Below are 21,714 nucleotides of genomic sequence, written 5' to 3'. Positions count from 1 at the left end.
TTAAGATGCAAGAGTGGTCGTCGCTGTGTAAGTTAAAGATTGGGGACGCCGTCGATGCACGAGAGCAGTGCGTTCTCGCCATGGAAGATGGTGCATACAAAATTTCAGACGATCAGTATTTTTTAGCTGACGCTTTTTTTGATGAGGGAAAGGAAAAGCTTCGTTTACTTTCCCTCTATTGGGCCTGCAGTGAGCCTGCATTTCGGAGAGCCTACTACAGAGATGTTGAAAATGATGATATGGCTGTACGCTCGCCGCCGTCTGAATTGCTTCCTAGGGGGGCGGGTGAGACCTATGGTGAGATAAAAAAAGCTCTTAGTTCTCTTGGTTCTGACAAGTTTATGGAGTACGCCTCTTATCGTGTGATGTCTGATGGCGCATTTGTTCATAAGAGCTTAGAAAGTTCATTGGCTGTTTATTATTTTCGCTTGCCTGATATTGTTGATGATGAGCTGCCTTACGCGATACTGTGGAAATTTTTTAGTGCGTGATTTAGCGAGAAATAGCGCCCTGTTGTCAGGGTAAAGTGGGGTTGATGGGGGTAAAGCGACAAACGAAGTCGTGCCTCCCGCAGCCCCCCGAGGCTACCATGAGCATGTACGAAAATTTAGAAACCTTTAATGCACTGGGATGTGCGCTATTGGAGCGGCTGACACCTGTTTCTTCAGGTGAAGTAAGTATGATGCGGCAGCAGTGGCCGTCGGCTCCCGACGAGTACTTTGCTTTTATGCATGAACGAGGGCACGGTGAGATCAAGGAGGACGACTGCGCGCTGCCGCTTTTGACGATTCAACCGACGTTGCGTCCTGCTGGGGCAGACTACTTCGGTGATGATGGAATCTATAAAGACGGGCCCTATGAACCGGGCGCGAAGGGCGAGGTGTGGCTGTTCGGCTGGGATAGCACCGGGACTGCTTTCGGTTTCGATAGCGGAGACAACTGGCGATTGTTGGAAATCGACAATATGCGTTGGATAACGCGACTTGACCTGTCCTTCTCTCAGTTCTTCGAAGGGCTGTTGGTTTGTTACCCACAGCGGCCTGTGAGCTTTTCGAATGGAGTTTGGCGCGACTCGGGAGATGTTTCTTACAACGCGCCGGTATAGACGCTACAGCCTGCCGAACCTAAAAAATAGTGGCGAAAAAGGGACAGATTTATTTTATAAGATGCAGAGATAGTCGATTTATTGGCTTGCTCGGTGTTCTAAAATAAATCTGTCCCCTTTTTTACACAGGATGGTGGTAAAGACTTTGTTCCTCGTTGGCCGCAAGACCACGCCGCTGTCGATCCATACAGAAAACCAGGATACTAAGAAATGACGGAAACGCTTTCTTCAGCTTTTCAACGTACACGAGGGGCACCTGTTCAAGTAGGTGAGCGTCTTGTGTACCCGATCTTTCAAAAAAAAATTAAAGCAGGTCGAAGCAATTTTTTGGCTCGAAGATTGAGGTCATCTATGCCGCCTGTAGCTGGTTTACGTTTAAAAATAGTAAAAGGTGAACTGGAGGTGAATGACCAGCGTCACTCTGAAATTATTCTATGGGAAGATACTAGCCCGGAGTCTGTTTTTTTTTCGGTGCTATCCAAAACAGATTGCGAATTAAAAATTTGGAATGTATGGCGTGCGAACGACATTGTTCAGGCCTGGGTTGGAAATGCAGGGATGGTAATCAGTGAGGAAGGTCGCATAATAAATTTGGAATGTAGTGGAGGTACTGAAGCAATAGACTTTTCTACTTTGGTGTTTCAAATAGAGTCTATTGATTAAGATTTACAACTAGGTAAAAAACCACTGCAAACGCTGTAGGAAGCATTTCGCAGAGTCGTGATGCCGCGACGGGACTTCTGAGTACTCAGTTGGCCAAGGATGTGGCAACCGTAGACTTTACGAACATGTTTGATCACGCGGATCTGCATCGGCACGATTTCAAGCTGTTCGCTGACCTCCTCGCCAATGGCGTGTTTGCGGCAGCCGCAGCCACAGGTCAGTTCAGAGCGAAAAGGGGACAGATTTATTTTATGAGATGCAGAGCGAGCAGGCTTGTTGGCTTGTTCGGTGTTCTAAAATAAATCTGTCCCCTTTTTTCCGTTAAAAATATGCCGGAGGGGCAGGCCAAAGTAGCCGCAAAGAACGCTCTTAAGGCTGGTAGGGTCGAAGGTCGAATATTCAAATGGCCACAATAGGTTTGAGGTATTTAAGATGCAAGAGTGGTCGTCGCTGTGTAAGTTAAAGATTGGGGACGCCGTCGATGCACGAGAGCAGTGCATTCTCGCCATGGAAGATGGTGCATACAAAATTTCAGAGGATCAGTATTTTTTAGCTGACGCTTTTTTTGATGAGGGAAAGGAAAAGCTTCGTTTACTTTCCCTCTATTGGGCCTGCAGTGAGCCTGCATTTCGGAGAGCCTACTACAGAGATGTTGAAAATGATGATATGGCTGTACGCTCGCCGCCGTCTGAATTGCTTCCTAGGGGGGCGGGTGAGACCTATGGTGAGATAAAAAAAGCTCTTAGTTCTCTTGGTTCTGACAAGTTTATGGAGTACGCCTCTTATCGTGTGATGTCTGATGGCGCATTTGTTCATAAGAGCTTAGAAAGTTCATTGGCTGTTTATTATTTTCGCTTGCCTGATATTGTTGATGATGAGCTGCCTTACGCGATACTGTGGAAATTTTTTAGTGCGTGATTTAGCGAGAAATAACGCCCTGTTGTGAGGGTAAAGTGGGGTTGATGGGGGTAAAGCGACAAACGAAGTCGTGCCTCCCGCAGCCCCCCGAGGCTACCATGAGCATGTACGAAAATTTAGAAACCTTTAATGCACTGGGATGTGCGCTATTGGAGCGGCTGACACCTGTTTCTTCAGGTGAAGTAAGTATGATGCGGCAGCAGTGGCCGTCGGCTCCTGACGAGTACTTTACTTTTATGCATGAACGAGGGCACGGTGAGATCAAGGAGGATGACTGCGCGCTGCCGCTTTTGACGATTCAACCGACGTTGCGTCCTGCTGCGGCAGACTACTTCGGTGATGATAGAATTTATAAAGACGGGCCCTATGAACCGGGCGCGAAGGGCGAGGTGTGGCTGTTCGGTTGGGATAGCACCGGGACTGCTTTCGGTTTCGATAGCGGAGACAACTGGCGATTGTTGGAAATCGACAATATGCGTTGGATAACGCGACTTGACTTGTCCTTCTCTCAGTTCGTCGAAGGGCTGTTGGTTTGTTACCCACAGCGGCCTGTGAGCTTTTCGAATGGAGTTTGGCGCGACTCGGGAGATGTTTCTTACAACGCGCCGGTATAGACGCTACAGCCTGCTGAACCTAAAAAATAGTGGATAAAGGGGGCGGATTTATTAGGTACAGCTGCAGAGAGAGCAGGTTTATTGGCTTGCTCGGTGTTCTAAAATAAATCTGTCCCCTTTTTTACTCAAAGATGTGCTGATACGGCTGCCGATGCAACGGGCTAGCGAGATCGAACAGTTGCTGCCGCATCAGTAGATGCCCGTCTAACTTAGAATTCTTGCTATCAAGGATCGACTAATGAAATGCATAGAAGATTTGGTTGAAATTAATGACCCCGCCATGATCTACATACGGGAGATGCTGGAGCAGGCCGACGGCCCTTACGACTTGCTTCCCCCTTCACCTCAAAACACCAGCGTTCTCCTACAGCTACAGGTAACGACCAAGTCGACTTTGGGGGCTATAGCATTTGAGACTGGCGGGATACTGATTGATCATGGCTGGCTTCGTATTCTTGGTTCAGGTCATCAAAAACTCACAAGAACCCTGGCGGGATGGAACGAGGGACGGGCGCAAGGGCATCTACTGGTGGCAGATGACGCGGCAGGTGGATGCTTTTCCGTCAATGGCGGCGGCTTGGGTGATGATGTGGGAGCGGTGTACTACTGGGCGCCCGATAATCTGCTTTGGGAGCCATTGGGCATCGGTTATACCGCCTTCTTGGAATGGGCTGTGAGCAATCGTACGGCGGCCTTCTATGAGGGCCTGCGTTGGGAATCCTGGCGCGACGACATTCAGCGTGTGAGCGGTGATCAATGCGTGTCTTTCTACCCATTCCTATGGACACAAGAGGGCTCAGTGGCAATAAGCGCGCGCAGGGTTGTCAGCATGGCTGAACAGTATGATTTGAACTGCACATTAGCCGGCCAGTTGTAGGCCCCCGCGATCACTCCTAATTAAAGTGATGTAGACCAGCAGCGAGTCAAAGTGCACTGGTAACGCACAGACATTTCAAAGTTGAAATGTATAATTACTGGACGCTTACAAAGCTAGAGAGCGGTTGCCGCTGGAGATGGTTTCAACCTTGTTGCGCTCCACGGGGTCATCAATGAGCAACCGGCGTCCGTCATCGTGGCGTTGGATGGGACGACCAGTTCGTCTCGTAGACGGCACTACGGTGACCCTGCCGGATATACGAAAAGGGGGACGGATTTATTTATGATCCATCAGTGGCCATGGAGCGACTTCCAGGACATGAACTCTGATGGTCGTAACCCGTAGCGTGCGAGCACCCCTTCGTGCAGGCGACGGAGTTCTTCGACGATCAGTGCTTGCACTTCCGGCTGCTCTTTTTCTGAAACATATTCCGCTACCGAGCGTTGAATACATGACAAGGGATCAAGCTCTGGGTGAGTGATGATTTCCCGAATGGTCTTCTTGATGAAGTCTCGCCATGCCAGGCGTAGAGGGTCCGGTTCCGCAAGATCTTGCTTGATTGCCAGATATTCCAGTGTTGAGCGTTCGTAAGCCCAGATATACAAGTCGCGAAGCAGCTCTACACGGGTCATTTCGTACACGCCCAATGTGGCTCGGCTGTAGGCCTGCTCCGGTACATCCAGAAAGGTCAGCGGACAAAGGTTGGCACGGAACAGGGGGAGATTCGCTGCCAGTCGGGATGTGCGCTTATTGATGTCGGCAAAGGGCTGCAAGTAGGGCAGGTGCACCATCATGAAGAAAGACTGCTCGAATGGATCAGCGATCTGATTGGCTTTGCCAAGCAGGACGTCCAGTGCATCTTCAATTTGCTGTGGCGTTGAGAGCGGGCGATAGGTGCTTTTCCCTATGTCGACGGCGTGCTGGCGAATTCGGCCCTCGTCTGCTGGGTTGGGCAGCAGGTTTTCAGCCAAGGCGCTATGCAGGTTCATCAATGTGTAACGGTTGAACTCGGCACTCTCGATGTTCTCGACCAAAAGTTCGATAGCTGTCTTATGGTTCAAGATCATCTGCGTTTCTATAGCGGCCTTGCCCTGTGCTGCCTTGCCTTGCTCGATGAGTTGTCGCGTGTCGAGCCGTGAGTAGGTGTTTCCTTCCAAATGGCTTGATGCCCACGACAGATCAATCAGCAAGCGATTCAGGACCGCCCGGCTGTACGTGCCTGCTGGCTCCGTCGCATCAGCGGTTTTGCCCATCCTATGCAATTGGCGCCGCAACGACTCAGATAAGTACCATGTCTTGTTAGGGCGATAGGCGTCCAGAAAGTCACGTTGGTAGCCCACAGGCTTGCGCGCTTCTGTGGGCTGGTTGATGTAGGCGAGTATGTCCCGGCTGTCTGCGGATAATGGAATGAAGGTAGGAAAGGCATCGGTGTCAGTGTTCAGGGCATGGGTTTCAGCCCGGTGTTCTGTTGCGAAATAACGCCGTGCCCTGCCTTCGCCCTGCGCAGTGATTTGGCTGCTTTCGATCAGGTTTGCAAGGATGCGCTGCGCCGTTCGCCGGGCAATTTCAGGGTGCCTGGTCAAGAGCTCTGAGAGGCTCACCCCGTTCCTGGATGCCTGGATACTGTTCAGTATGTCGGTGGTCGAAGGCATGGTTGTGTTGGCGCTGTTTGAGGAGGTTTTGGCGCGATTATGGCGCAGTTCCTAGAACTGCGCCATTTTCGGATAAATATGTGGCGCAGTTTTTGACGAACTGCGCCACAGCTCATCGTAGCAGATGGATGTAGTCGCTCCCGACGGTCGGGACTATGTTATGGCCACAAATAAAACCAATGCTGCCCCGCTTAAATGGGTGGCATTGGGTCATCGACCAACCTAGCAGATTGACTCCCCAGCGCTTCCAGTCCTTCACGACATCATCGATGACAGCAGTGGCAGTGTGTCTAACGGATCGTGAAACGGGCGACCCAAAGGTCGCCCGTTTTCATTTACTCAGCCGCCTGCGCCCGCAACCGCCTCCCAATCACATCCATCACATCACACCCATCGCGCAGCGATATCGTCAGCATTTTGCAAAGGTCGGAGAGCACCAGCGTGTCGGAGCTGATTTCCGAGCGGAACCCGAGTCGCCATTAGGGCGACGATGGAATATAGGCTGGCTTGTCCGGGGGCTACAAGACGCCACTTTCCGAGCTTGATGTAAGACGTTTAGCCTGTCAGCGGTGGTATTTCTTTACGTTGGTTTTGGGCTGTCAACGGTGGCTAGGGTTTGCTTCCGCTTGGGTGCGGAGCGTTCACAGAAGGGGCTGCTGCGCAGCCCAGCGGGAGCAAGCTCCCTCGCCACAGGGGGTTTGTACAGCCTTTAGGTGGGTGAGCTGTTCAGAGGGGCGCCGTCGTTGATCTCCTGCCAGGAATCTGTAACTCGGAACAGGGCCGGGGATCTCGTTTTCCGTCTCAATAGCCTCTTCAGCGAGGCTCTTTTTTATGCTTCCCTTATGGCAACTTTTCTCTTTCGCAGCCTGCCCAGCGCTCGCGCACTTCGGACTCCTAAACCGTGCACAACCCCACCCGCAACGCGCTGACTACCCAACTCACCACCGACCCCGATGACATCACCACACGTGCCGCGCTGTACCGCGATCTGCTCGACACCGCCGAGGTTTCATTAGACGGCGTACGCCTCGCCGCAGGCCTGTGCGATCCGGCTGCTAACGTCGTCATTACTCAGTTGAACACCACGGCACATGCCAATCGCCCCGGGCCATTGCTGGCGCAGCTTCGCAACCTGCCGGTCGATCATCTGGAGCTGGATAACGCCGAGCTGGCCTGGTGCGACGCCCTGGCTGGGCTGCCCTTGCGCACGTTGGTGCTCAACAGCCCACGTTTCAGCTGCGATCCAAGTGTATGGCAACGCGTGCCAGACCTCGCTCTCGAGCGCCTGGAGATCAGCGGATTCTCCCGCGCCGATAACGCCACCAGCCTACCTTCCCTCGATCGGCTGCGCCGGCTGACGTTAAGCACCTACGGCGAAGACTTCGACGACAAATTCTTCAAGCAACTCGGCAATAGTCCGCTGCAAGAACTGTCGCTGAACCGTTGCGATGACGTCTCCGACGATGGCCTTCTCGGGCTGTCAAACCTCAAGTTGCGATCACTCACGCTGGAGCGCGTCGGCGAGCTGACGTCCCGTGGGATGGCGCATTTATGCAGTCACCCCCTTGAGCAACTGTCCCTCGGTTGGAGCGGTGCAATTCTGGAGGACCCCGCATGGCTCTCCCGCCTGAGCGCATTGCGCTCCCTGAGCCTGGATCAATGTTACGCAACGGACGCCACGCTGCACGCCATTGCGGGGCTGCCCATCGAACGGCTTTCGCTCTCGTCTTCGTATGTTGGCGAGGACGACCTTGAAACCTTGGAGGGCATGCCGCTCGCCGACCTGGATCTCAAATCTTCACGGCAAGTCATCGAGCGGCTCGATGTGCTGCACGGGTTTCCACTCAAGCGCCTGGGGCTTTCCGATGTGCAAGGCATCGATGCAGATACGTTGAGCGATCTGCGTGGTTTGGAGTTGGAGTCCCTGGACCTGTCATTGAACGACCTCACTTGGAAGGAACTGAAACAACTCGCCGGCCTGCCACTGAAGCGACTGAATCTCAGCTTTTGTCGCGGCGTGGATGGCAAGGTTCTGTGCAAGCTCGTCGAGTTGGGTTTGCCGTTGGAGCAACTTGAAATAAGCGGCCTGGATCTGCGCGATGCCGATCTGGCCTGCTTGCGTGATCTGCCGCTGCGGCGCCTGGGTTTGTATGACAGCCCTTGGCTCACCGACGCTGGGGTGGCCCACCTTGCTCGGCTGCCGTTGAGTGATCTGACGATTTCGGCAGATCCCGGGGAATCGCGGATTACCTCAGCCGCAGTGCCGGTGTTGGAGCAATTGCCGCTGCACACATTGGCGTTGCTGAACTGTTCCGGGATCAGTGCCGAGGGTTGGGATCGTTTGGCTAGGTTGCCGGCTCGCGTCAGCGGCCCGGGTATTTGATGCTCGCCGCAGTCTTGCTCTGTAGGTTCAAACCTGTGGGAGCAAGTTGTGCTCCCACAGGTTTTCGCCGTTCGATGACTGACCCGCATCAAGCCGACGCCCCATCATGAACGGCCAACTCTTTACCAGTTGTAACTCAACTTAGCGGTGACTTCACGGCCCGGGTTGTAGTAGTTCGCAGTCCCCGAACCGACCACATGTTGCTCATCCAGCAGGTTACTGACGTTAACCGCCAGGTCAGTGCCTTTGAAGAGTTTGTAGTTGAAGGCCGCATCGAAGAGCGTCGTGCCATCGCTGGTGCCGGTGTTGGCGGCGTCGAAGTAATAGGAACCCACATAACGCGCGCCCAGGCCAACGCTGACATCGGTGTCGGGGATGTTGTAATAGCTCCACAGCGACGCGGAGTGTTTGGGGGCCGTGGCGAACTCATTTCCTTTGAGTGAGCTGCCGTCGTACAACGTACCGCGCAACACTTCGGACTCCATGTAGGAGTAGCCGCCCACCAGGCTCAGGTTGGGGGTCAGCTCAGCCTTGGCTTCCAGGTCCAGGCCGCGCACACGTGATTCGCCAACGGTTTGCTGCTCGATGACACCGCTGGGCAGTACGACGGCGATGCTGACGTTTTCCTGGGTCAGGTCGTAGACGGCTGCCGAGAACAGCGCGTCCATACCGATGGGCGCATATTTCACCCCCACTTCATATTGCGTGCCTGTCTTCGGCACTACACCCACCGTTGGCGGTGAGACCGACTCGACCATGCTGACGTAGGTGGACACTTCGTCGTTGACGATATAGGTCAGTGCGCCGCGATAGGAGGTTTCCGAGAAGTTATCCGACTCTTTTACGTTGTTGATGTCGGTATTGGACAGATCCAGCGAGTCGTTGCGCACACCGGCGGTGACGATAAAGCGTTCATAGAAGGACAGGTTCTGTTGCAGGAACACGGCCTTGGTTTTCGTGTCGAGCTTGTCGTTGCTATACGGCGCTACGCCGCTGGGCACACCCGTGAACACCGGGTTGGCCAGGTCGATGGAGCCTGTCGTGGCATAGACGGAGCGTTCCTCGGTGGAAGAATCGCCATACTCCACGCCCACCAACGTACTGCTGTCGATGTTTTCGAAGCGGGCATCGTATTGCAGCATCAAGTTGCCGTTCAGTTGCTCGGCGTCGCTGTCAGTGCCGAAGATATAACGCGGGACGGTAGTGCCGGTGCGGGTAGGGGAGTCGCTGAGGAATACATAGCCGAAATCATCGGTCAGTTTGCTGTAACGCAGGTTGCTGCGCAGCACGAAGCCGTTGTCGAAATCATGGCTGAAGGTGCCGCTGATGTTGGTACGTTCGACATCGTGGAAGTTGTAGCTGGGCTCGCCGTAGAACTTGTCACGGTCGTATTCCTTGTCCAGCGGGTAACCGCCGCTGTTGGGCGAGCTTTGGGTTTTCAAGTAATCCACGATCACCGAGGCCGAGGTGAAGTCCGTGGGTGACCAGGTCAGGCCGCCCATCAAGAACTTATTGTCATCCCGTGAATGGTCGTACTCGCGATCGCTGTCTTGCATCTTTGCCGTGAAGCGACCGGCCACGGTTTTTTCTTCGTTCAACGAGTCCCCGACATCGATGCCGGTTTCGACATGGTCGAAAGAACCGTAGGTGACGTAGCCCTGGCCGAACTTGTCGAAGCGCGGCTTCTTGCTGACAAAGTTCACCGAGCCGCCCGGGTCAGCCGGGCCGAACAGCGTCGAGTTGGCTCCACGTATTACTTCAATGCGCTCATAGGCGAAAGGTTCTTCGCGCACACCGCGCATCGAGCCCAGGGTCAGGCCGTCCCGATAGGTCGTGGCCTGGAAGCCGCGGATCTGGAAGTAATCGTTGCGGTCGTCAGTGCCGTAATAGTCGGTAATGACCCCCGGCGTGTATTGCAGCAGTTCTTCGGTCGTGCTCACGCTGCGTTGCTTCATTTCCTTGTCGGTCACCACGGACACCGAGGCGGGCGTGTTGAGGATGCTGGTGGCCACCTTGCCGCCGACCCAGAGTTCCTGGGCGACCACCGAGTTGGGGTCTTCGGTGCCATCGGCCCTGGCCTTGGCGTTGACGAGGATAGGCGCGAGGCGATACTCCTCGAGTTCGGCATCCGCCTTGGTTTGCGGCGTCAGCAAGTAAGCGTTCGGGCCCTGCTGCTGTATCGCCATGTCGCTCCCCTGCAACAATGACGACAGGGCTTCGGACGTATCGAGTGTGCCGCTCACGCCCCGGGTATTGCGGTTCGCTACGCTTGAAGTATCGAAGGAAAGGCTGATACCCGCCTCGCGGGCAAAGCGGTCAAGCGCCGGTGCCAGGGGGCCGGCGGGAATGTTCCACTGGTGCACCGGGTGGGTCTGCTCAACGGTCGAGGGCTGTGCCAGGGTGGGTAGCGCATAGCTGCTGACGATGACGCCGAAGATCGCACCGTGGATGGCACGATTCAGTAGATGACGCTGGGGAACCGGGGACGCACTCATTAACTCGCTCCGTGGAAAGGGGATCGGCAGATCGGCCTGTAGGTCGGCCTTTTCTTACATGCCGAACGAGAATGAGAAATCACCTCATTTTTATTTGATGTTGATAGGCGGCGAAGAAAATACTTAGCTGGCGGCGCTCAACGTCACCCAATATTGGGTTCGATAATCGATCCGCAGGTGCAGTGACTGCGCAACCAATGCCAATACCTGGTCGGTGTCGGCGAGTTGAAAGGTGCCGGAAACCCGTAGCCCCGAGACTTCATCGGCGCAGCGCAACAGGCCGGGGCGATAGCGTGACAAGGCCCCGATGAAATCACCGAGGCGCATATTGCGTGCGCTGATCACCCCGTCACTCCAGCTCCATACATCCAGGCCGTTATCCTTGAATTCACGAACGCCATCCGAGGTGAACAGCCGCTGATTGCCGGCCTGGACGGTGTTGTTGACCGTAAGGGTTTGGCTGGATCCAGGAAAGACGCTGACTGCGCCGCGCTGCACCGCGATGAGGGTCCCGTCGTCACGCTCATACGCGAGGAACCGGGCATTCAGAGTGCTTATCAATCCGTCGCGGGTTTGTACCCAGAAAGGACGCGGTTGAGCCGAGCCCGCATCGGCGCCGGTATTGACGATGATTTCACCGCGCCGCAGAACGATCAGGCGCCGCTGAGCATTGAAATAGCTGTCGACCGCACTGTCGCTGTTGAGCTGGATAAGGCTGCCATCATCGAGTTGGAAGCGCTTCCGCTCGCCGGTTCTGCTGTGCTGCTGGGCCAGCATGGCCGGCAGCGGTGTGTAGTCGCGGCCCAGCCAGGTCGCACCACCCAAGGTGGCCAATGCACCCAGTAGCTTGAGGCTTTGGCGCCGATGCATGCCTGAGCGGGCGCCCTTGAGGGTGTGCCGGGCCAAATCAGGTGGCACGCCGGCGAAGTCATCGCCAAGCGCTTCCACACGCTGCCACGCGAACCGATGTTCCGGGCGCTGCTGCAGCCAGTGTTCGAAACTGCTCTGGGTTTTCTCATCGGCAGGATTGAAGCGCAGGCGCACCAGCCAGTGGATCGCTTGGTCGACCACCGCCGGATCCAGCGCTTGCGCCTTACTGCTCGGCATAACGCAAGCGATAGCAGTGTTGCAGGGCCTTGGCCAAGTCGCGTTCAACCGTAGAACGGGAAACGCACAATTTTTCGGCTATTTGCAGGCAGGTCAGGCCGTCGAGTTGGGCGAGTAGAAAAGCCTCGCGAACCCTCGGTTTGAGCAGGTCGAGCAGGCGGTCTATGCGCTCGAGGCTATCAAGAATCAGCAAGCGTTCTTCTTCGGAGGGGGCCTCTTGAGGAGGAAGCAGCGCGAGGCTCTCGAAGTAGGCGCGTTCGAGTTCGCGACGGCGATACCGATCGATCATCAGGCCGCGAGCGATGCTGCTCAGGTAGGCACGGGGCTCGCGCAAAGGGCCTGATTGACGGGATTTGAGCAGACGCACGAACGTGTCCTGCGCCAGGTCCGCTGCGCTCTCGTGACAGCCGATGCGCCGGCTCAGCCAGCTGTGCAGCCAGGAATGGTGGCTGCGATAGAGCAGCGCGAGATCGGCATCACCCAGTGAGTCGTTGCTGCGCATCAGCATCCCGGAAACCACATAATTGATAATGACTCGCATTATATTCAGGCCCGGGACCCCAGGGCAAATTTGCCGACCCTGGCGTTCGCCACGGTGTTCTTTGCCTGATAGGAATAGGCAAGGCTGCGAGGCAAACCGGCATAGGTGGCCCGCAGGCTGGTGGCTACCATGGCGCACACCTACCGACAGGAGTTCGCCATGCACCGCATAAAAACCCTCTTCATCACCGGCGTGAGCAGTGGTTTCGGCAACGCCCTGGCCAAGGAAGCGCTGGCGGCTGGCCACCGGGTCATCGGCACCGTGCGCAGCGAGGCGGCCTTGCGGGCCTTCGAGCAATTGTCTGCCGACCGGGCCCACGGTGTTCTTTTGGATGTCACCGACTTCGCTCGAATCGACAGCGTGGTCGCCGCCACGCAAGCCGCCCACGGCCCGGTGGACGTGCTGGTCAACAATGCCGGCTACGGCCACGAGGGCATTTTCGAAGAATCGCCGCTGGAAGAGCTGCGGCGCCAGTTCGACGTCAATGTGTTTGGCGCGGTGGCGGTGACCAAGGCCTTCGTGCCCTATTTCCGCCAGCGTCGCGCCGGGCATATCCTCAACATCACGTCGATGGGGGGTACCATCACGATGCCGGGCATTGCGTACTACTGCGGGAGCAAGTTCGCCCTGGAAGGGATCTCCGATACCTTGAGCAAGGAGTTGCAACCGTTCAACATTTTCGTGACGGCCGTCGCGCCCGGTTCGTTTCGAACGGACTGGGCCGGTCGCTCGATGCAGCGCACCCCGCGCAGCATTGCCGACTATGACGCCAGCTTTGACCCGGTTCGCCAGGCGCGCCAGGAAAAAAGCGGCAAGCAACTCGGCGACCCGCACAAGGCGGCGCGGGCGATGTTGCAGGTGATCGCCAGCCCGACGCCGCCCGCCCATCTGTTGCTGGGCAGCGATGCATTGAGCCTGGTGCGCGATAAGCTCAGTCGGGCCGCCAGCGAGATCGATCAATGGGAAGCGCTGACCCGTTCGACCGACGGCTGAGCGACCCGTGGAAAGGAGAATTGGATGACCCAGGCTGATCCGCATACCGCACGCATGGTGGCGTTGATGGAGCGGCTGGCGCCGGTGGAAGGCTACAACCTCAGCGCCCTGGAGGACGTACGTTTCCTGCGCTCGAACCGGCCATTGAGCCGCACGCCGGTCCTGTATGACCCCGGTGTCGTGATCCTGTGCCAGGGACGCAAGCGCGGCTACCTGGGGAATGACCTCTACGTCTACGATGCCCGGCATTACCTGGTGGTGTCCGTTCCCGTGCCATTCACCATGGAAACCGACGCCAGCGAAGCGGAGCCCATGCTGGCGGTGTATATGCGCCTGGACCTGCAACTGGCAAGCGAGTTGATACTGCAGGTCGACGAGGCGCTCGGCCCGAGCGATGCTCCGCCCAAGGGCATGTACGCCTCACCCATGGATGATGGGTTGTACGCCTCGACGCTGCGCTTTCTGGAAGCCATGAGCACGCCGGGTGACGCGGCCATTCTCGGACCGTCGTTGGTGCGGGAAATCTACTACCGCATCCTCACCGGCGAACAGGGCGGCTCGATGCGTGCGGCGCTGGGTCGCCAGGGCCACTTCGGCCAGATTACCCGCGCGATCCGCAAGATTCACAGCAGCTATCAGGAGCGCCTGGATGTCGAGGCGCTCGCCCGCGAAGCCAACATGAGCGTGCCCAGCTTCCACGTGCACTTTCGCAGCGTGACGGACGCCTCGCCCATGCAATACCTGAAGTCGACGCGGTTGCACCAGGCGCGACTGTTGATGCTGCGCAACGCCATGAACGCCTCGACGGCGGCGTTCAGTGTGGGCTACGAAAGCGCCTCGCAATTTGGCCGCGAGTTCAAGCGCCTGTTTGGGCGAACGCCCCAGGCTGAGGTGGAGTGGATGAAGGCGACCTATGCATTGCCGGCGCCTGCCACGCCGTCCATTTATGTGTCGTCGCATTAGCGCTGACGACACGGTTGAAGCCGTGCGGCGTTACTTCCCTTCTTGTTGCATCAAGGCTTTGCGTAACTTTCCCGGGGAGAGGCCAAACATGCTCTGGAAGTGCCGAATAAAATGCGGTGCATCCGCGAAGCCACATTCAAAGGCGATCTCGCCAATCTGGCGATCGGAACTCACCAGCAGCCATCTGCCAAACCTGAGTCGGACCTGGCGGTAGAACTGGGCTGGGCTGCTGTTGGTTTCAGCGACGAACAGGCGTTCCAACTGTCGTTTGCTGGTGCCGAGCAGGTGCGCAATGGCCTCGATATCGAGGGGGTGGGCCATGTGTTTTTCCATCAACATCACGGCTTCATGTAGCCGACGATTGGATGAACTGGCGTATCCGAGAGCCTTGCGTCGGTCGACGAAACTGTTGGACGTGTTCTTTGCCACCGTCATCTGATGCACAACCTTGCCGGCACGATCCGGCCCGCAATGCATGCCGATCAGATGAAGCGCTAACTCGATAACTGAAACACCGCCAGCGCAGGTAATCCGGTCCCGGTCGATCAGAAAGTCTCTGTTGATGACAAAGCGCAACGTGGGAAACCGGTGCTTCCAGTCGTCGCCATGATAGGCGTGGACACACGCCGTTCGCCCCTCCATCAGGCCATGTCGCGCGAGCACGAAGCTGCCGGTGCACAGGCCGATCAACGGCACTTGTGCGGCGGCGGCCTGGTGGAGGAACGCGGGATAGGTTTTCGGCACCGCCTCGATGAAATCGAGCAATCCACCAATCACCACGATGTAGTCGAAACGTTCCGGGTCAGTGAGTTCACTGTCGATCGGTACGTCCAGTCCGCTACTGGAAATGACTCTTTGCCCGGGCGTGCCGAGTACTTTCCATTGGCAGCGTATTGGGCGGCTTTGATCACCCGTATCGGCGGCATGCCGCAGCGCATCGGTCAGCCCCGACAGTGACAGCAAGGGGAAGCGTGGCCACAACATGATACCAATAGACAACTCGGCGGTGCCGCGGCGCATGGGTGGATGACGCGCCTGCCCATGATCGAGCCCGTCCACGAGGCTTTCCTGAGGGGGCACATTCTCTGCACCGCCAGAATGTCGCAAATGTTCAATCATTCGTGCAAAGCATCCAACTGGTTATACCGCCGCTCCCACTACGATGGGCCCATGCGAAACGTTCCGCTGCCACCCTGAAAACTATCGAGGAGCATCCGATGAAGACGTCCAAAGTTAAGCGTTTTTCCGGTATTTGTGCCGGGTTTCTGGTGTCCGTGCTGGCTGCGGCACCGGTGTTCGCATTGGAGACAGTAGAGCCGGGAAGCCTGACCATCGCCTTCAGTGGTGATATGCCAGGAACAGGGTATCAAGATAGTCGGATGGTCGGCTATGACGGTGAAATCCTTCAACAAATTTCTGAAAAACTGGGCCTTAAGGTCAAACCGGCATTAATGGAGTGGTCAGGGACGATCGCATCGGTGCAGTCCAAGCGAGTGGATGTCATGGCAGGCACCATGGGCTGGACCGAGCAACGCTCGAAAATCATGACCTTGAGCGATCCTATTCACTACTTCAAGAACGGTATTACCCAGACGGACAAGACCAACTGGAACAGCCTCAAGGATTTGCAAGGCAAGAAAGTCGGCACCATCACCGGCTTTTCGTTCATCCCTGAGATGCGCAAGATCGATGGCCTGCAAGTCGCCCTTTATGACACATCCGATGCGGCCGTTCGCGATCTGCTCGCCGGACGCATCGATGCGGTGATCGGCGATCCACCGGTCATGCAATACGCCATTTCCCGCAATGAGCAATGGCACCTGCATTTCAACGCCTTTGTCGACAACGATCCGAATTTCCCACTGCTGACTGGCTTGGGCCAGGTGGTGTTCGGCTTCAACAAGGCCAGCCCGGAACTGGTAACGGCGGTCAACGCACAGATTCAGACGCTCTGGAAAAACTGTGAGATGCGCAAGATCGGCGCTCGCTACGGCCTGACTCAGGATGTCTGGTTCATGCCCGAAGGCAAGGACCTGCGCCTGGGCGTCGATCGTCCAGCGGACTGGACACTGCCTGGCTGCAAATAAGTGTGTGAGGCGATGGGGTGGGTTCATGCCAGAGGCACTGCCTCATCGCCATGCCTATAACAAAAAGAGGTTAGCCAAGATGTCGAGCCCGTCTGACGCCGCGTTGCTGCGCGTGCATGAATTACACAAGAACTATGGCGATCTGGAGGTGCTCAAGGGCATCAGCCTGGAGTTGAAGCCCGGTGAGACCCTGTCGCTGATCGGCCCAAGCGGTTCTGGAAAATCCACCTGCCTGCGCTGCATCAATTACCTGGAAAAACCCACCAGTGGCGAGATCTGGTTGGGAAACGAGTTGATCGGTCAGCGCAGGGATGGCCAGCGTTCGCGGCTGATGAGCGACCGGGAAATGGCGCCACAGCGCCGCGAGATCGCCATGGTGTTCCAGTTGTTCTATCTGTGGCCGCACTTGAACGTGCGCGACAACGTCGCACTCGGCCCCATCAAGGCCCAGGGGATGCCGCGCAAGCAGGCGTATGAGTTGGCCGACGCGATGCTGGAAAAAGTCCATCTGCGGCACAAGGCCGAGTCTTATCCCGAGCAATTGTCGGGTGGTCAGCAACAGCGGGTCGCCATCGCCCGGGCTTTGGCCCAGCAACCAAAAGTGATTCTGTTCGACGAACCGACCTCGGCGTTGGATCCCGAGCTGGTGGGCGAAGTGTTGGCCGTGATTCGCGAGCTGGCGGAAGAGGGCCGCAGCATGATCATGGTCACCCATGAAGTGAGGTTTGCCCGCGATGTGGCGGATCGAGTGATCTTCATGGACGGCGGGCGCATTGTCGAACAGGGGCCGTCGAGGCAAGTGATCGATAACCCTTGTCACGAACGTACCCGCAGTTTTCTTGGGCGCATGGCTGTGGAGAGCGCTTGATGGCGAACCTGGAAGCTTTCCTCGGGCTGTTGCCCTTGCTTCTCAAAGGCGCAATGAGCGCATTGGAAATCGCCCTCTGCACCTTAGTGTTGGCGAGCGTGGGCGGTCTGGTGCTGGCGGTTTTACTGACGTTCAGCCGATCGCGACTGGTACACGGCGCCATCGCCTGTTTCATCGAATGGATGCGCAATGTGCCGGCGCTGGCGCACCTGTTTCTGATCTACTTTGGGCTGTCCTATCTGGGAATCAATCTGCCCGCGTGGCTGGCGGCCATCGTCGGTTTGAGCCTGGTAGGCAGCGCAGTGCTGGCCGATACTTTCCGAGCCGGCTTGCAGTCGCTGCACGTTGGCCAGCATGAATCCGGGCAGGCCATCGGCCTGCACCGTATGCAGACTCTGCGCTACATCCTCTTGCCCCAGGCCCTGCGCATTGCGTTGCCGGCGTATGCCAACTACGTCACGCAACTGATCAAGGACACGTCCATCGCCTCGGCCATCGCCGTGCCGGAAATCATGTTCCTTGCCCGCAATCTTGTGACTTCCACGTTCCAGACCTCGCTGATCTATCTGGCGGTGATGTGCATCTATGCGGCGATGATCCTGCCAATTGGCGTGGGGTTCATCCGACTTGAACGTCATCTGGGGGCGGCGCGATGATCAGTTTTTTCCAGCAATACCCGGAATACTGGAGCGACTGGAGTGCTCGCCTGCTACTCGGCGCCCGGGTCAGCGCCGAGCTGTCCCTGACAGGCTTCGCCCTGGCGGCGATGTTGGGCGCGTTACTGGCCTGGGCGATGAAGAGCCACAGCGTCTGGCTCAAGCATGCGGCGGTGTTCTTCATTCAGGGGATGCGTGCGGTGCCGCTCCTGGCGTTGCTGCTGGCGCTGTATTTCACCCTGCCCAGCCTCGGGCTGACGTTGTCGGGTTATTGGGCCGGGGCCATCGGCCTGGGCTTGCAGGGCTCTGCCTACGTCGCGGAAATCCTGCGCGGCGGACTGGACTCCTTGCATCGCGGCCAACGTGAGGCGGCCATCGCCACCGGCCTGACGCCATTGCAAGCCTTCACCGCCGTGATCTTTCCACAAGCCATTCGCGGCATGTTGCCGCCGTTGCTCAATGCCTACGTGTCGATTCTGAAGGACAGCTCCCTGTGCGCCTTGATCGCCACCGATGAGTTGATGCTGGCGGCCCGCGCCATCGCGTCCGAATCCTTTTTGCCGATGCATATTTTCCTGCTGGTGGGGTTGTTCTATTTCGTCATCGCTTTCCCTCTTTCTCTGTTGTCGCGAGCGCTGGAAGCACGATTTTCTCGCGGGCGCAAAACCATTCGAGGTTGAACACATGAACATCATGGATCGAACCGCTTCTCAGAGTATTGGCCAGTTGCGGCAAGCGCTGGAGTCCGGAACGCTCACGAGCGAGTCCCTGGTTGGCGCGCAATTGGAGCGGATCGAGCGCTTCAACGGTCAACTCAATGCTTATGTCGAGGCCTATCCCCAGCGCGCGCTCGGTGCCGCCATCGCGGCCGATCGGCAGCGGGCCGCCGGTGTCCACCTGGGGCCGTTGCACGGCATTCCAATTGCGATCAAGGATTTGTTCGAAATCGACGGCAAGGCCATAACCGGTGGTTCGCTGGCGCAGACGCCGCGCATCTCTCGGCTCACCGCCACGGCAGTCCAGCGGTTGGAGCGCGCCGGGGCGATCATCATGGGCAAGACCCACACCGTCGAATTCGCTTTCGGAGGGTGGGGCACAAATGCCGTGATGGGCACGCCGTGGAACCCATGGGACCATGAAGTACATCGTGCGCCAGGGGGTTCCAGCAGTGGTTCTGCGGTGGCCGTGGCCGGTGGGTTGGCAAGCGCGGCATTGGGCACCGACACCGGCGGCTCGGTGCGGATTCCCGCAGGCATGTGTGGTCTGGTTGGCCTGAAAACCACGCGTGGGTTGGTCAGCCGCCACGGTTTGATTGAATTGTGCCCATCGCTGGATTCGGTAGGGCCGATTACGCACACCGTCGAAGACGCCGCGTGGATGCTTGATGCGCTGCTGGGGCCGGACCCGCTGGATCCGGTCTCGGCCAAGTCGCCAGTGTTCAGCGCCGCAGCAGGCTTGAATCTTCCGGTGGCCGGTCTGCGTATCTGGGTGCTGCCACAGACCGAACGCGAACACATCGCACCTGGCGTATTGGCAGCGTATGACCAGGGGCTTGAGCAATTGGCGGCACTGGGCATGCATCTGGTCGAACAGCCGCTACCGACTTCACTGGAGCAGTGCATGCGCGTTGCCGGTGGCCTTATGAGCGCCGAAGGCTACGCCAGCCTTGGCAGTTTGTTCGAGCGCGACGATCTACGCTTCGATCCTCATGTGCAGCGTCGGGTGCTGAGCGGGCGCGCCATCGACGCGGCGGCTTACATCCATTTGCACAACCAGCGACGTGCTGCCCGTCAAGCCATGGACGAAGCCATGTCCCAGGTCGATGCCTGTGCGTTTCCGACCAATGCCATTGGCAGTGTGCCGTTGAGTCAGGTCGATGAGTACGGTACGCCGCTGGCCTTGCTCGGCCGTTTCGCCAACCTGCTCAATCTCTGTTCAGTGGCGCTGCCGGTGGGCTTCGATGAGCAACGCATGCCGGTCTCGATGCAAATTGTCGGGCGTGCCTTCGCCGAGCCGTTGGTGCTGCGGATCGCCCATGCCTACCAGCAAGTCAGTGATTGGCACCAACGGCGGCCCGTGGGTTGGGACCTGTCGGACAGGGTGGTGGCGTAATGGAAATCTGTGTCGTCGGCGCTGGCATCGTTGGCTTGAGCAGTGCCTGGTTTCTACACAAGGCCGGTCATACCGTCACCGTTATCGACCGTGCGGGGGAGGCCGGCATGGGGGCCAGTGCCGCCAATGGGGCGCAATTGAGCTACAGCTATGTGCAACCGCTGGCTGATCCCTCCCTGTTGCCGGGCATTCCAAAGATGCTGCTGGAGCGCAACGGCCCGCTGAAGTTTTCGCCGCAATGGAGCTTGGAACAATGGCGCTGGTGTGTGGAGTTTCTCGCGGCCTGCCGTACGTCCGTTTCGCGCCAGACGACTGTCGAGTTGCTGGAACTGGCGCATGAAAGTCGGCTGGCGCTGGACGCCTTCATCAGTCAGGAAAAGGTGCAATGCGATTTCGCCCGTACCGGCAAACTGGTTCTGTACCCCGATGCTGAAAGCCTGCGCAAGGCCGGCGATCAGGTGAAATTCCAGGCCGCCCAAGGCGCCAGGCAACAAAAAATCGTCAGCCCCGCCGAAGCCTTGTCGATCGAGCCTGCACTTGAGGGCTATAAGAAGGCGTTTCACGGTGCGATCCATACCGACAGCGAATGCGCGGTCGATGGGCGCAAGCTTTGTCAGGAGCTTGCGAGGTTGTTGAGCACGCAGGGGGTGCGTTTTCTGTTCGACAGTGAGGTTGCCGCTTTCCGACGTGAACGCGGGCGCATCACCGCGTTGGAGATTCACCATGCCATCGAAGGCCCTGGTCTTTTAGGGACGCAAGCGGTCGTGCTGGCGGCTGGCGCTTACAGCGCGGGGTTGTTATCTGCGTTCGGTGTGCGCATGCCGGTCTACCCGCTCAAGGGATACAGCATTACGTTGCCGATCACTGATTCGATGAATGCACCGACGGTCAGCGTGACGGACATGCGGCGTAAAACAGTGTTCGCCCGGATCGGTGATCGCTTGCGCGTTGCTGGGATGGTCGAGCTGTGTGGGCTGGATGCGTCGATTCCCGTTAAGCGTATCGAGCAACTGAAAGCCTCGACGCAGGCATTGTTCGGTCTGGAATGGAACGCCGATGATTGCCAGCCCTGGACCGGTTGGCGTCCGGCGACCCCCACCGGACGGCCGATTCTGGCAGTCAGTGGTTGTGACAACCTGTACGTCAATTGCGGCCAGGGTGCCCTGGGCATGACCTTGGCATTTGGTAGCGCCCAACGTCTGGTCCGATTGATCGGCGGCACGGCGCTTTAACTTCCTCAATTCATGGAATAAACCCGATGGCAACGATTCAACGTTTTCAGAGCAGCGCGCGGATGTCCGGTGTGGTCAGTCACGGCGACCTGCTTTACCTCTCCGGCCAGGTGCCCACTGATCTGCAGGTTGGCATCCAAGAGCAGACGCAGCAGGTGCTGGCCAAGATAGAAGCCTTGTTGTCGCTGGCGGGCAGCGACAAGGGCCAGCTTGTGAGCGCACAGATCTGGCTCAAAGACATTGATCGTGATTTCGCGCTGATGAATTCGGTGTGGGACGCCTGGTTGCCAACTGATAGTGCTCCGGCACGGGCCACTGTTCAGGCACGTCTGGCGCGGCCTGAGGTGCTGGTGGAGATTATGGTTGTGGCTGTGAAACTTGCTTCGGGGGGTTGAAGGCGGGGCTGAGGCTTTCTTTTAGGCGCAAAAAAGGCACTTGCGATAATCGC

Annotated in this window: 22 protein-coding genes and 2 pseudogenes; 17 read left to right on the top strand and 7 right to left on the bottom strand. The window is 57.4% G+C overall.

Going from position 1 to position 21,714, the window contains the following annotated elements; all coding sequences use genetic code 11:
• The first annotated feature begins 5 nt into the window (after positions 1 to 5).
• The 3 genes from TK06_RS17135 to TK06_RS32460 all read left to right on the top strand — a co-directional run bounded on the left by TK06_RS17135 (position 6) and on the right by TK06_RS32460 (position 1,768).
• Positions 6 to 491, top strand: coding sequence for a hypothetical protein (locus TK06_RS17135; RefSeq protein WP_063323037.1), 486 nt, complete (start codon positions 6 to 8; stop codon positions 489 to 491).
• A gap of 98 nt (positions 492 to 589) precedes the next feature.
• The gene (locus TK06_RS17130; protein WP_153044845.1) at positions 590 to 1,105 is read left to right on the top strand and encodes a hypothetical protein; all 516 of its coding nucleotides are present in this window, start codon (positions 590 to 592) and stop codon (positions 1,103 to 1,105) included.
• 210 nt (positions 1,106 to 1,315) lie between these two features.
• On the top strand, positions 1,316 to 1,768 hold the full coding sequence (locus TK06_RS32460) for a hypothetical protein (protein WP_153044844.1): 453 nt from the start codon (positions 1,316 to 1,318) through the stop codon (positions 1,766 to 1,768).
• A 104-nt stretch (positions 1,769 to 1,872) separates the two neighbouring features.
• On the opposite strand, the pseudogene TK06_RS30980 reads toward TK06_RS32460, so the two are convergent.
• Positions 1,873 to 1,992, bottom strand: a pseudogene (locus TK06_RS30980) (IS66 family transposase zinc-finger binding domain-containing protein); the annotation flags it as partial.
• Positions 1,993 to 2,200: 208 nt separating this feature from the next.
• Here TK06_RS30980 and TK06_RS17125 point away from each other — a divergent pair.
• The 4 genes and pseudogenes from TK06_RS17125 to TK06_RS31895 form a co-directional block, all read left to right on the top strand.
• A complete protein-coding gene (locus TK06_RS17125) occupies positions 2,201 to 2,686 on the top strand; it encodes a hypothetical protein (RefSeq protein WP_063323035.1) in 486 nt (161 codons plus the stop codon).
• Positions 2,687 to 2,784: 98 nt separating this feature from the next.
• A complete protein-coding gene (locus TK06_RS17120) occupies positions 2,785 to 3,300 on the top strand; it encodes a hypothetical protein (protein WP_153044843.1) in 516 nt (171 codons plus the stop codon).
• A gap of 238 nt (positions 3,301 to 3,538) precedes the next feature.
• Positions 3,539 to 4,177: a DUF2625 domain-containing protein gene (locus tag TK06_RS17115; protein ID WP_063323033.1), complete on the top strand. Its 639-nt coding sequence runs from the start codon at positions 3,539 to 3,541 to the stop codon at positions 4,175 to 4,177.
• A 109-nt stretch (positions 4,178 to 4,286) separates the two neighbouring features.
• Positions 4,287 to 4,433: pseudogene (locus tag TK06_RS31895) on the top strand (IS4 family transposase); the annotation flags it as partial.
• Between the two features lie 34 nt (positions 4,434 to 4,467).
• Here the strand turns inward: TK06_RS31895 and TK06_RS17110 are convergent.
• Positions 4,468 to 5,778, bottom strand: coding sequence for a Fic family protein (locus tag TK06_RS17110; RefSeq protein WP_238992550.1), 1,311 nt, complete (start codon positions 5,776 to 5,778; stop codon positions 4,468 to 4,470).
• Positions 5,779 to 6,730: 952 nt separating this feature from the next.
• Between TK06_RS17110 and TK06_RS17105 the strand changes: the two genes are divergently transcribed.
• Complete coding sequence (locus TK06_RS17105; protein WP_063323031.1) at positions 6,731 to 8,212, top strand: hypothetical protein; 1,482 nt, start codon at positions 6,731 to 6,733, stop codon at positions 8,210 to 8,212.
• A gap of 122 nt (positions 8,213 to 8,334) precedes the next feature.
• Here TK06_RS17105 and TK06_RS17100 read toward each other — a convergent pair whose 3' ends face one another.
• From TK06_RS17100 to TK06_RS33225, 4 genes are all read right to left on the bottom strand, one after another.
• Positions 8,335 to 10,707 (bottom strand): TonB-dependent siderophore receptor, encoded by a 2,373-nt coding sequence (locus TK06_RS17100; protein WP_063323030.1) that lies wholly within the window; start codon positions 10,705 to 10,707, stop codon positions 8,335 to 8,337.
• Between the two features lie 123 nt (positions 10,708 to 10,830).
• Positions 10,831 to 11,814 (bottom strand): DUF4880 domain-containing protein, encoded by a 984-nt coding sequence (locus TK06_RS17095; RefSeq protein ID WP_063323029.1) that lies wholly within the window; start codon positions 11,812 to 11,814, stop codon positions 10,831 to 10,833.
• Positions 11,801 to 12,316: a sigma-70 family RNA polymerase sigma factor gene (locus TK06_RS17090; RefSeq protein WP_063325172.1), complete on the bottom strand. Its 516-nt coding sequence runs from the start codon at positions 12,314 to 12,316 to the stop codon at positions 11,801 to 11,803. Before TK06_RS17090 ends, TK06_RS17095 begins: the two co-directional genes overlap by 14 nt.
• A 44-nt stretch (positions 12,317 to 12,360) precedes the next feature.
• Positions 12,361 to 12,486 carry a hypothetical protein gene (locus TK06_RS33225; RefSeq protein ID WP_256571999.1) on the bottom strand — a complete coding sequence of 42 codons (126 nt, stop codon included), beginning with the start codon at positions 12,484 to 12,486 and terminating at the stop codon, positions 12,361 to 12,363.
• Between the two features lie 28 nt (positions 12,487 to 12,514).
• Here TK06_RS33225 and TK06_RS17085 point away from each other — a divergent pair, with 28 nt between their 5' ends.
• Positions 12,515 to 13,348: an oxidoreductase gene (locus TK06_RS17085; RefSeq protein ID WP_063325171.1), complete on the top strand. Its 834-nt coding sequence runs from the start codon at positions 12,515 to 12,517 to the stop codon at positions 13,346 to 13,348.
• 24 nt (positions 13,349 to 13,372) lie between these two features.
• Positions 13,373 to 14,311, top strand: coding sequence for an AraC family transcriptional regulator (locus TK06_RS17080; RefSeq protein ID WP_063323028.1), 939 nt, complete (start codon positions 13,373 to 13,375; stop codon positions 14,309 to 14,311).
• Between the two features lie 30 nt (positions 14,312 to 14,341).
• Here TK06_RS17080 and TK06_RS17075 read toward each other — a convergent pair whose 3' ends face one another.
• Positions 14,342 to 15,370, bottom strand: coding sequence for a GlxA family transcriptional regulator (locus tag TK06_RS17075; RefSeq protein WP_238992549.1), 1,029 nt, complete (start codon positions 15,368 to 15,370; stop codon positions 14,342 to 14,344).
• 158 nt (positions 15,371 to 15,528) lie between these two features.
• On the opposite strand from TK06_RS17075, the gene TK06_RS17070 reads away from it, so the two are divergent.
• The 7 genes from TK06_RS17070 (at position 15,529) to TK06_RS17040 (ending at position 21,661) form a co-directional block, all read left to right on the top strand.
• A complete protein-coding gene (locus TK06_RS17070) occupies positions 15,529 to 16,398 on the top strand; it encodes a substrate-binding periplasmic protein (protein ID WP_063323026.1) in 870 nt (289 codons plus the stop codon).
• 79 nt (positions 16,399 to 16,477) lie between these two features.
• Complete coding sequence (locus TK06_RS17065) at positions 16,478 to 17,266, top strand: amino acid ABC transporter ATP-binding protein (RefSeq protein ID WP_063323025.1); 789 nt, start codon at positions 16,478 to 16,480, stop codon at positions 17,264 to 17,266.
• Entirely contained in the window at positions 17,266 to 17,922 is a 657-nt protein-coding gene (locus TK06_RS17060) for an amino acid ABC transporter permease (RefSeq protein WP_063323024.1), read from the top strand. Before TK06_RS17065 ends, TK06_RS17060 begins: the two co-directional genes overlap by 1 nt.
• Entirely contained in the window at positions 17,919 to 18,602 is a 684-nt protein-coding gene (locus TK06_RS17055; protein ID WP_063323023.1) for an amino acid ABC transporter permease, read from the top strand. The genes TK06_RS17060 and TK06_RS17055 overlap by 4 nt, the downstream gene beginning before the upstream one ends.
• Positions 18,603 to 18,606: 4 nt before the next feature.
• Positions 18,607 to 20,034, top strand: coding sequence for an amidase (locus TK06_RS17050; protein WP_063323022.1), 1,428 nt, complete (start codon positions 18,607 to 18,609; stop codon positions 20,032 to 20,034).
• Complete coding sequence (locus TK06_RS17045) at positions 20,034 to 21,266, top strand: D-amino acid dehydrogenase (RefSeq protein ID WP_063323021.1); 1,233 nt, start codon at positions 20,034 to 20,036, stop codon at positions 21,264 to 21,266. The genes TK06_RS17050 and TK06_RS17045 overlap by 1 nt, the downstream gene beginning before the upstream one ends.
• A 26-nt stretch (positions 21,267 to 21,292) precedes the next feature.
• The gene (locus TK06_RS17040) at positions 21,293 to 21,661 is read left to right on the top strand and encodes a RidA family protein (RefSeq protein ID WP_063323020.1); all 369 of its coding nucleotides are present in this window, start codon (positions 21,293 to 21,295) and stop codon (positions 21,659 to 21,661) included.
• Positions 21,662 to 21,714: the final 53 nt, after the last annotated feature.

This window comes from Pseudomonas fluorescens, from assembly GCF_001623525.1.
Lineage (GTDB): Bacteria > Pseudomonadota > Gammaproteobacteria > Pseudomonadales > Pseudomonadaceae > Aquipseudomonas > Aquipseudomonas fluorescens_Q.
This window is presented reverse-complemented; position numbering and strand designations above follow the sequence as displayed.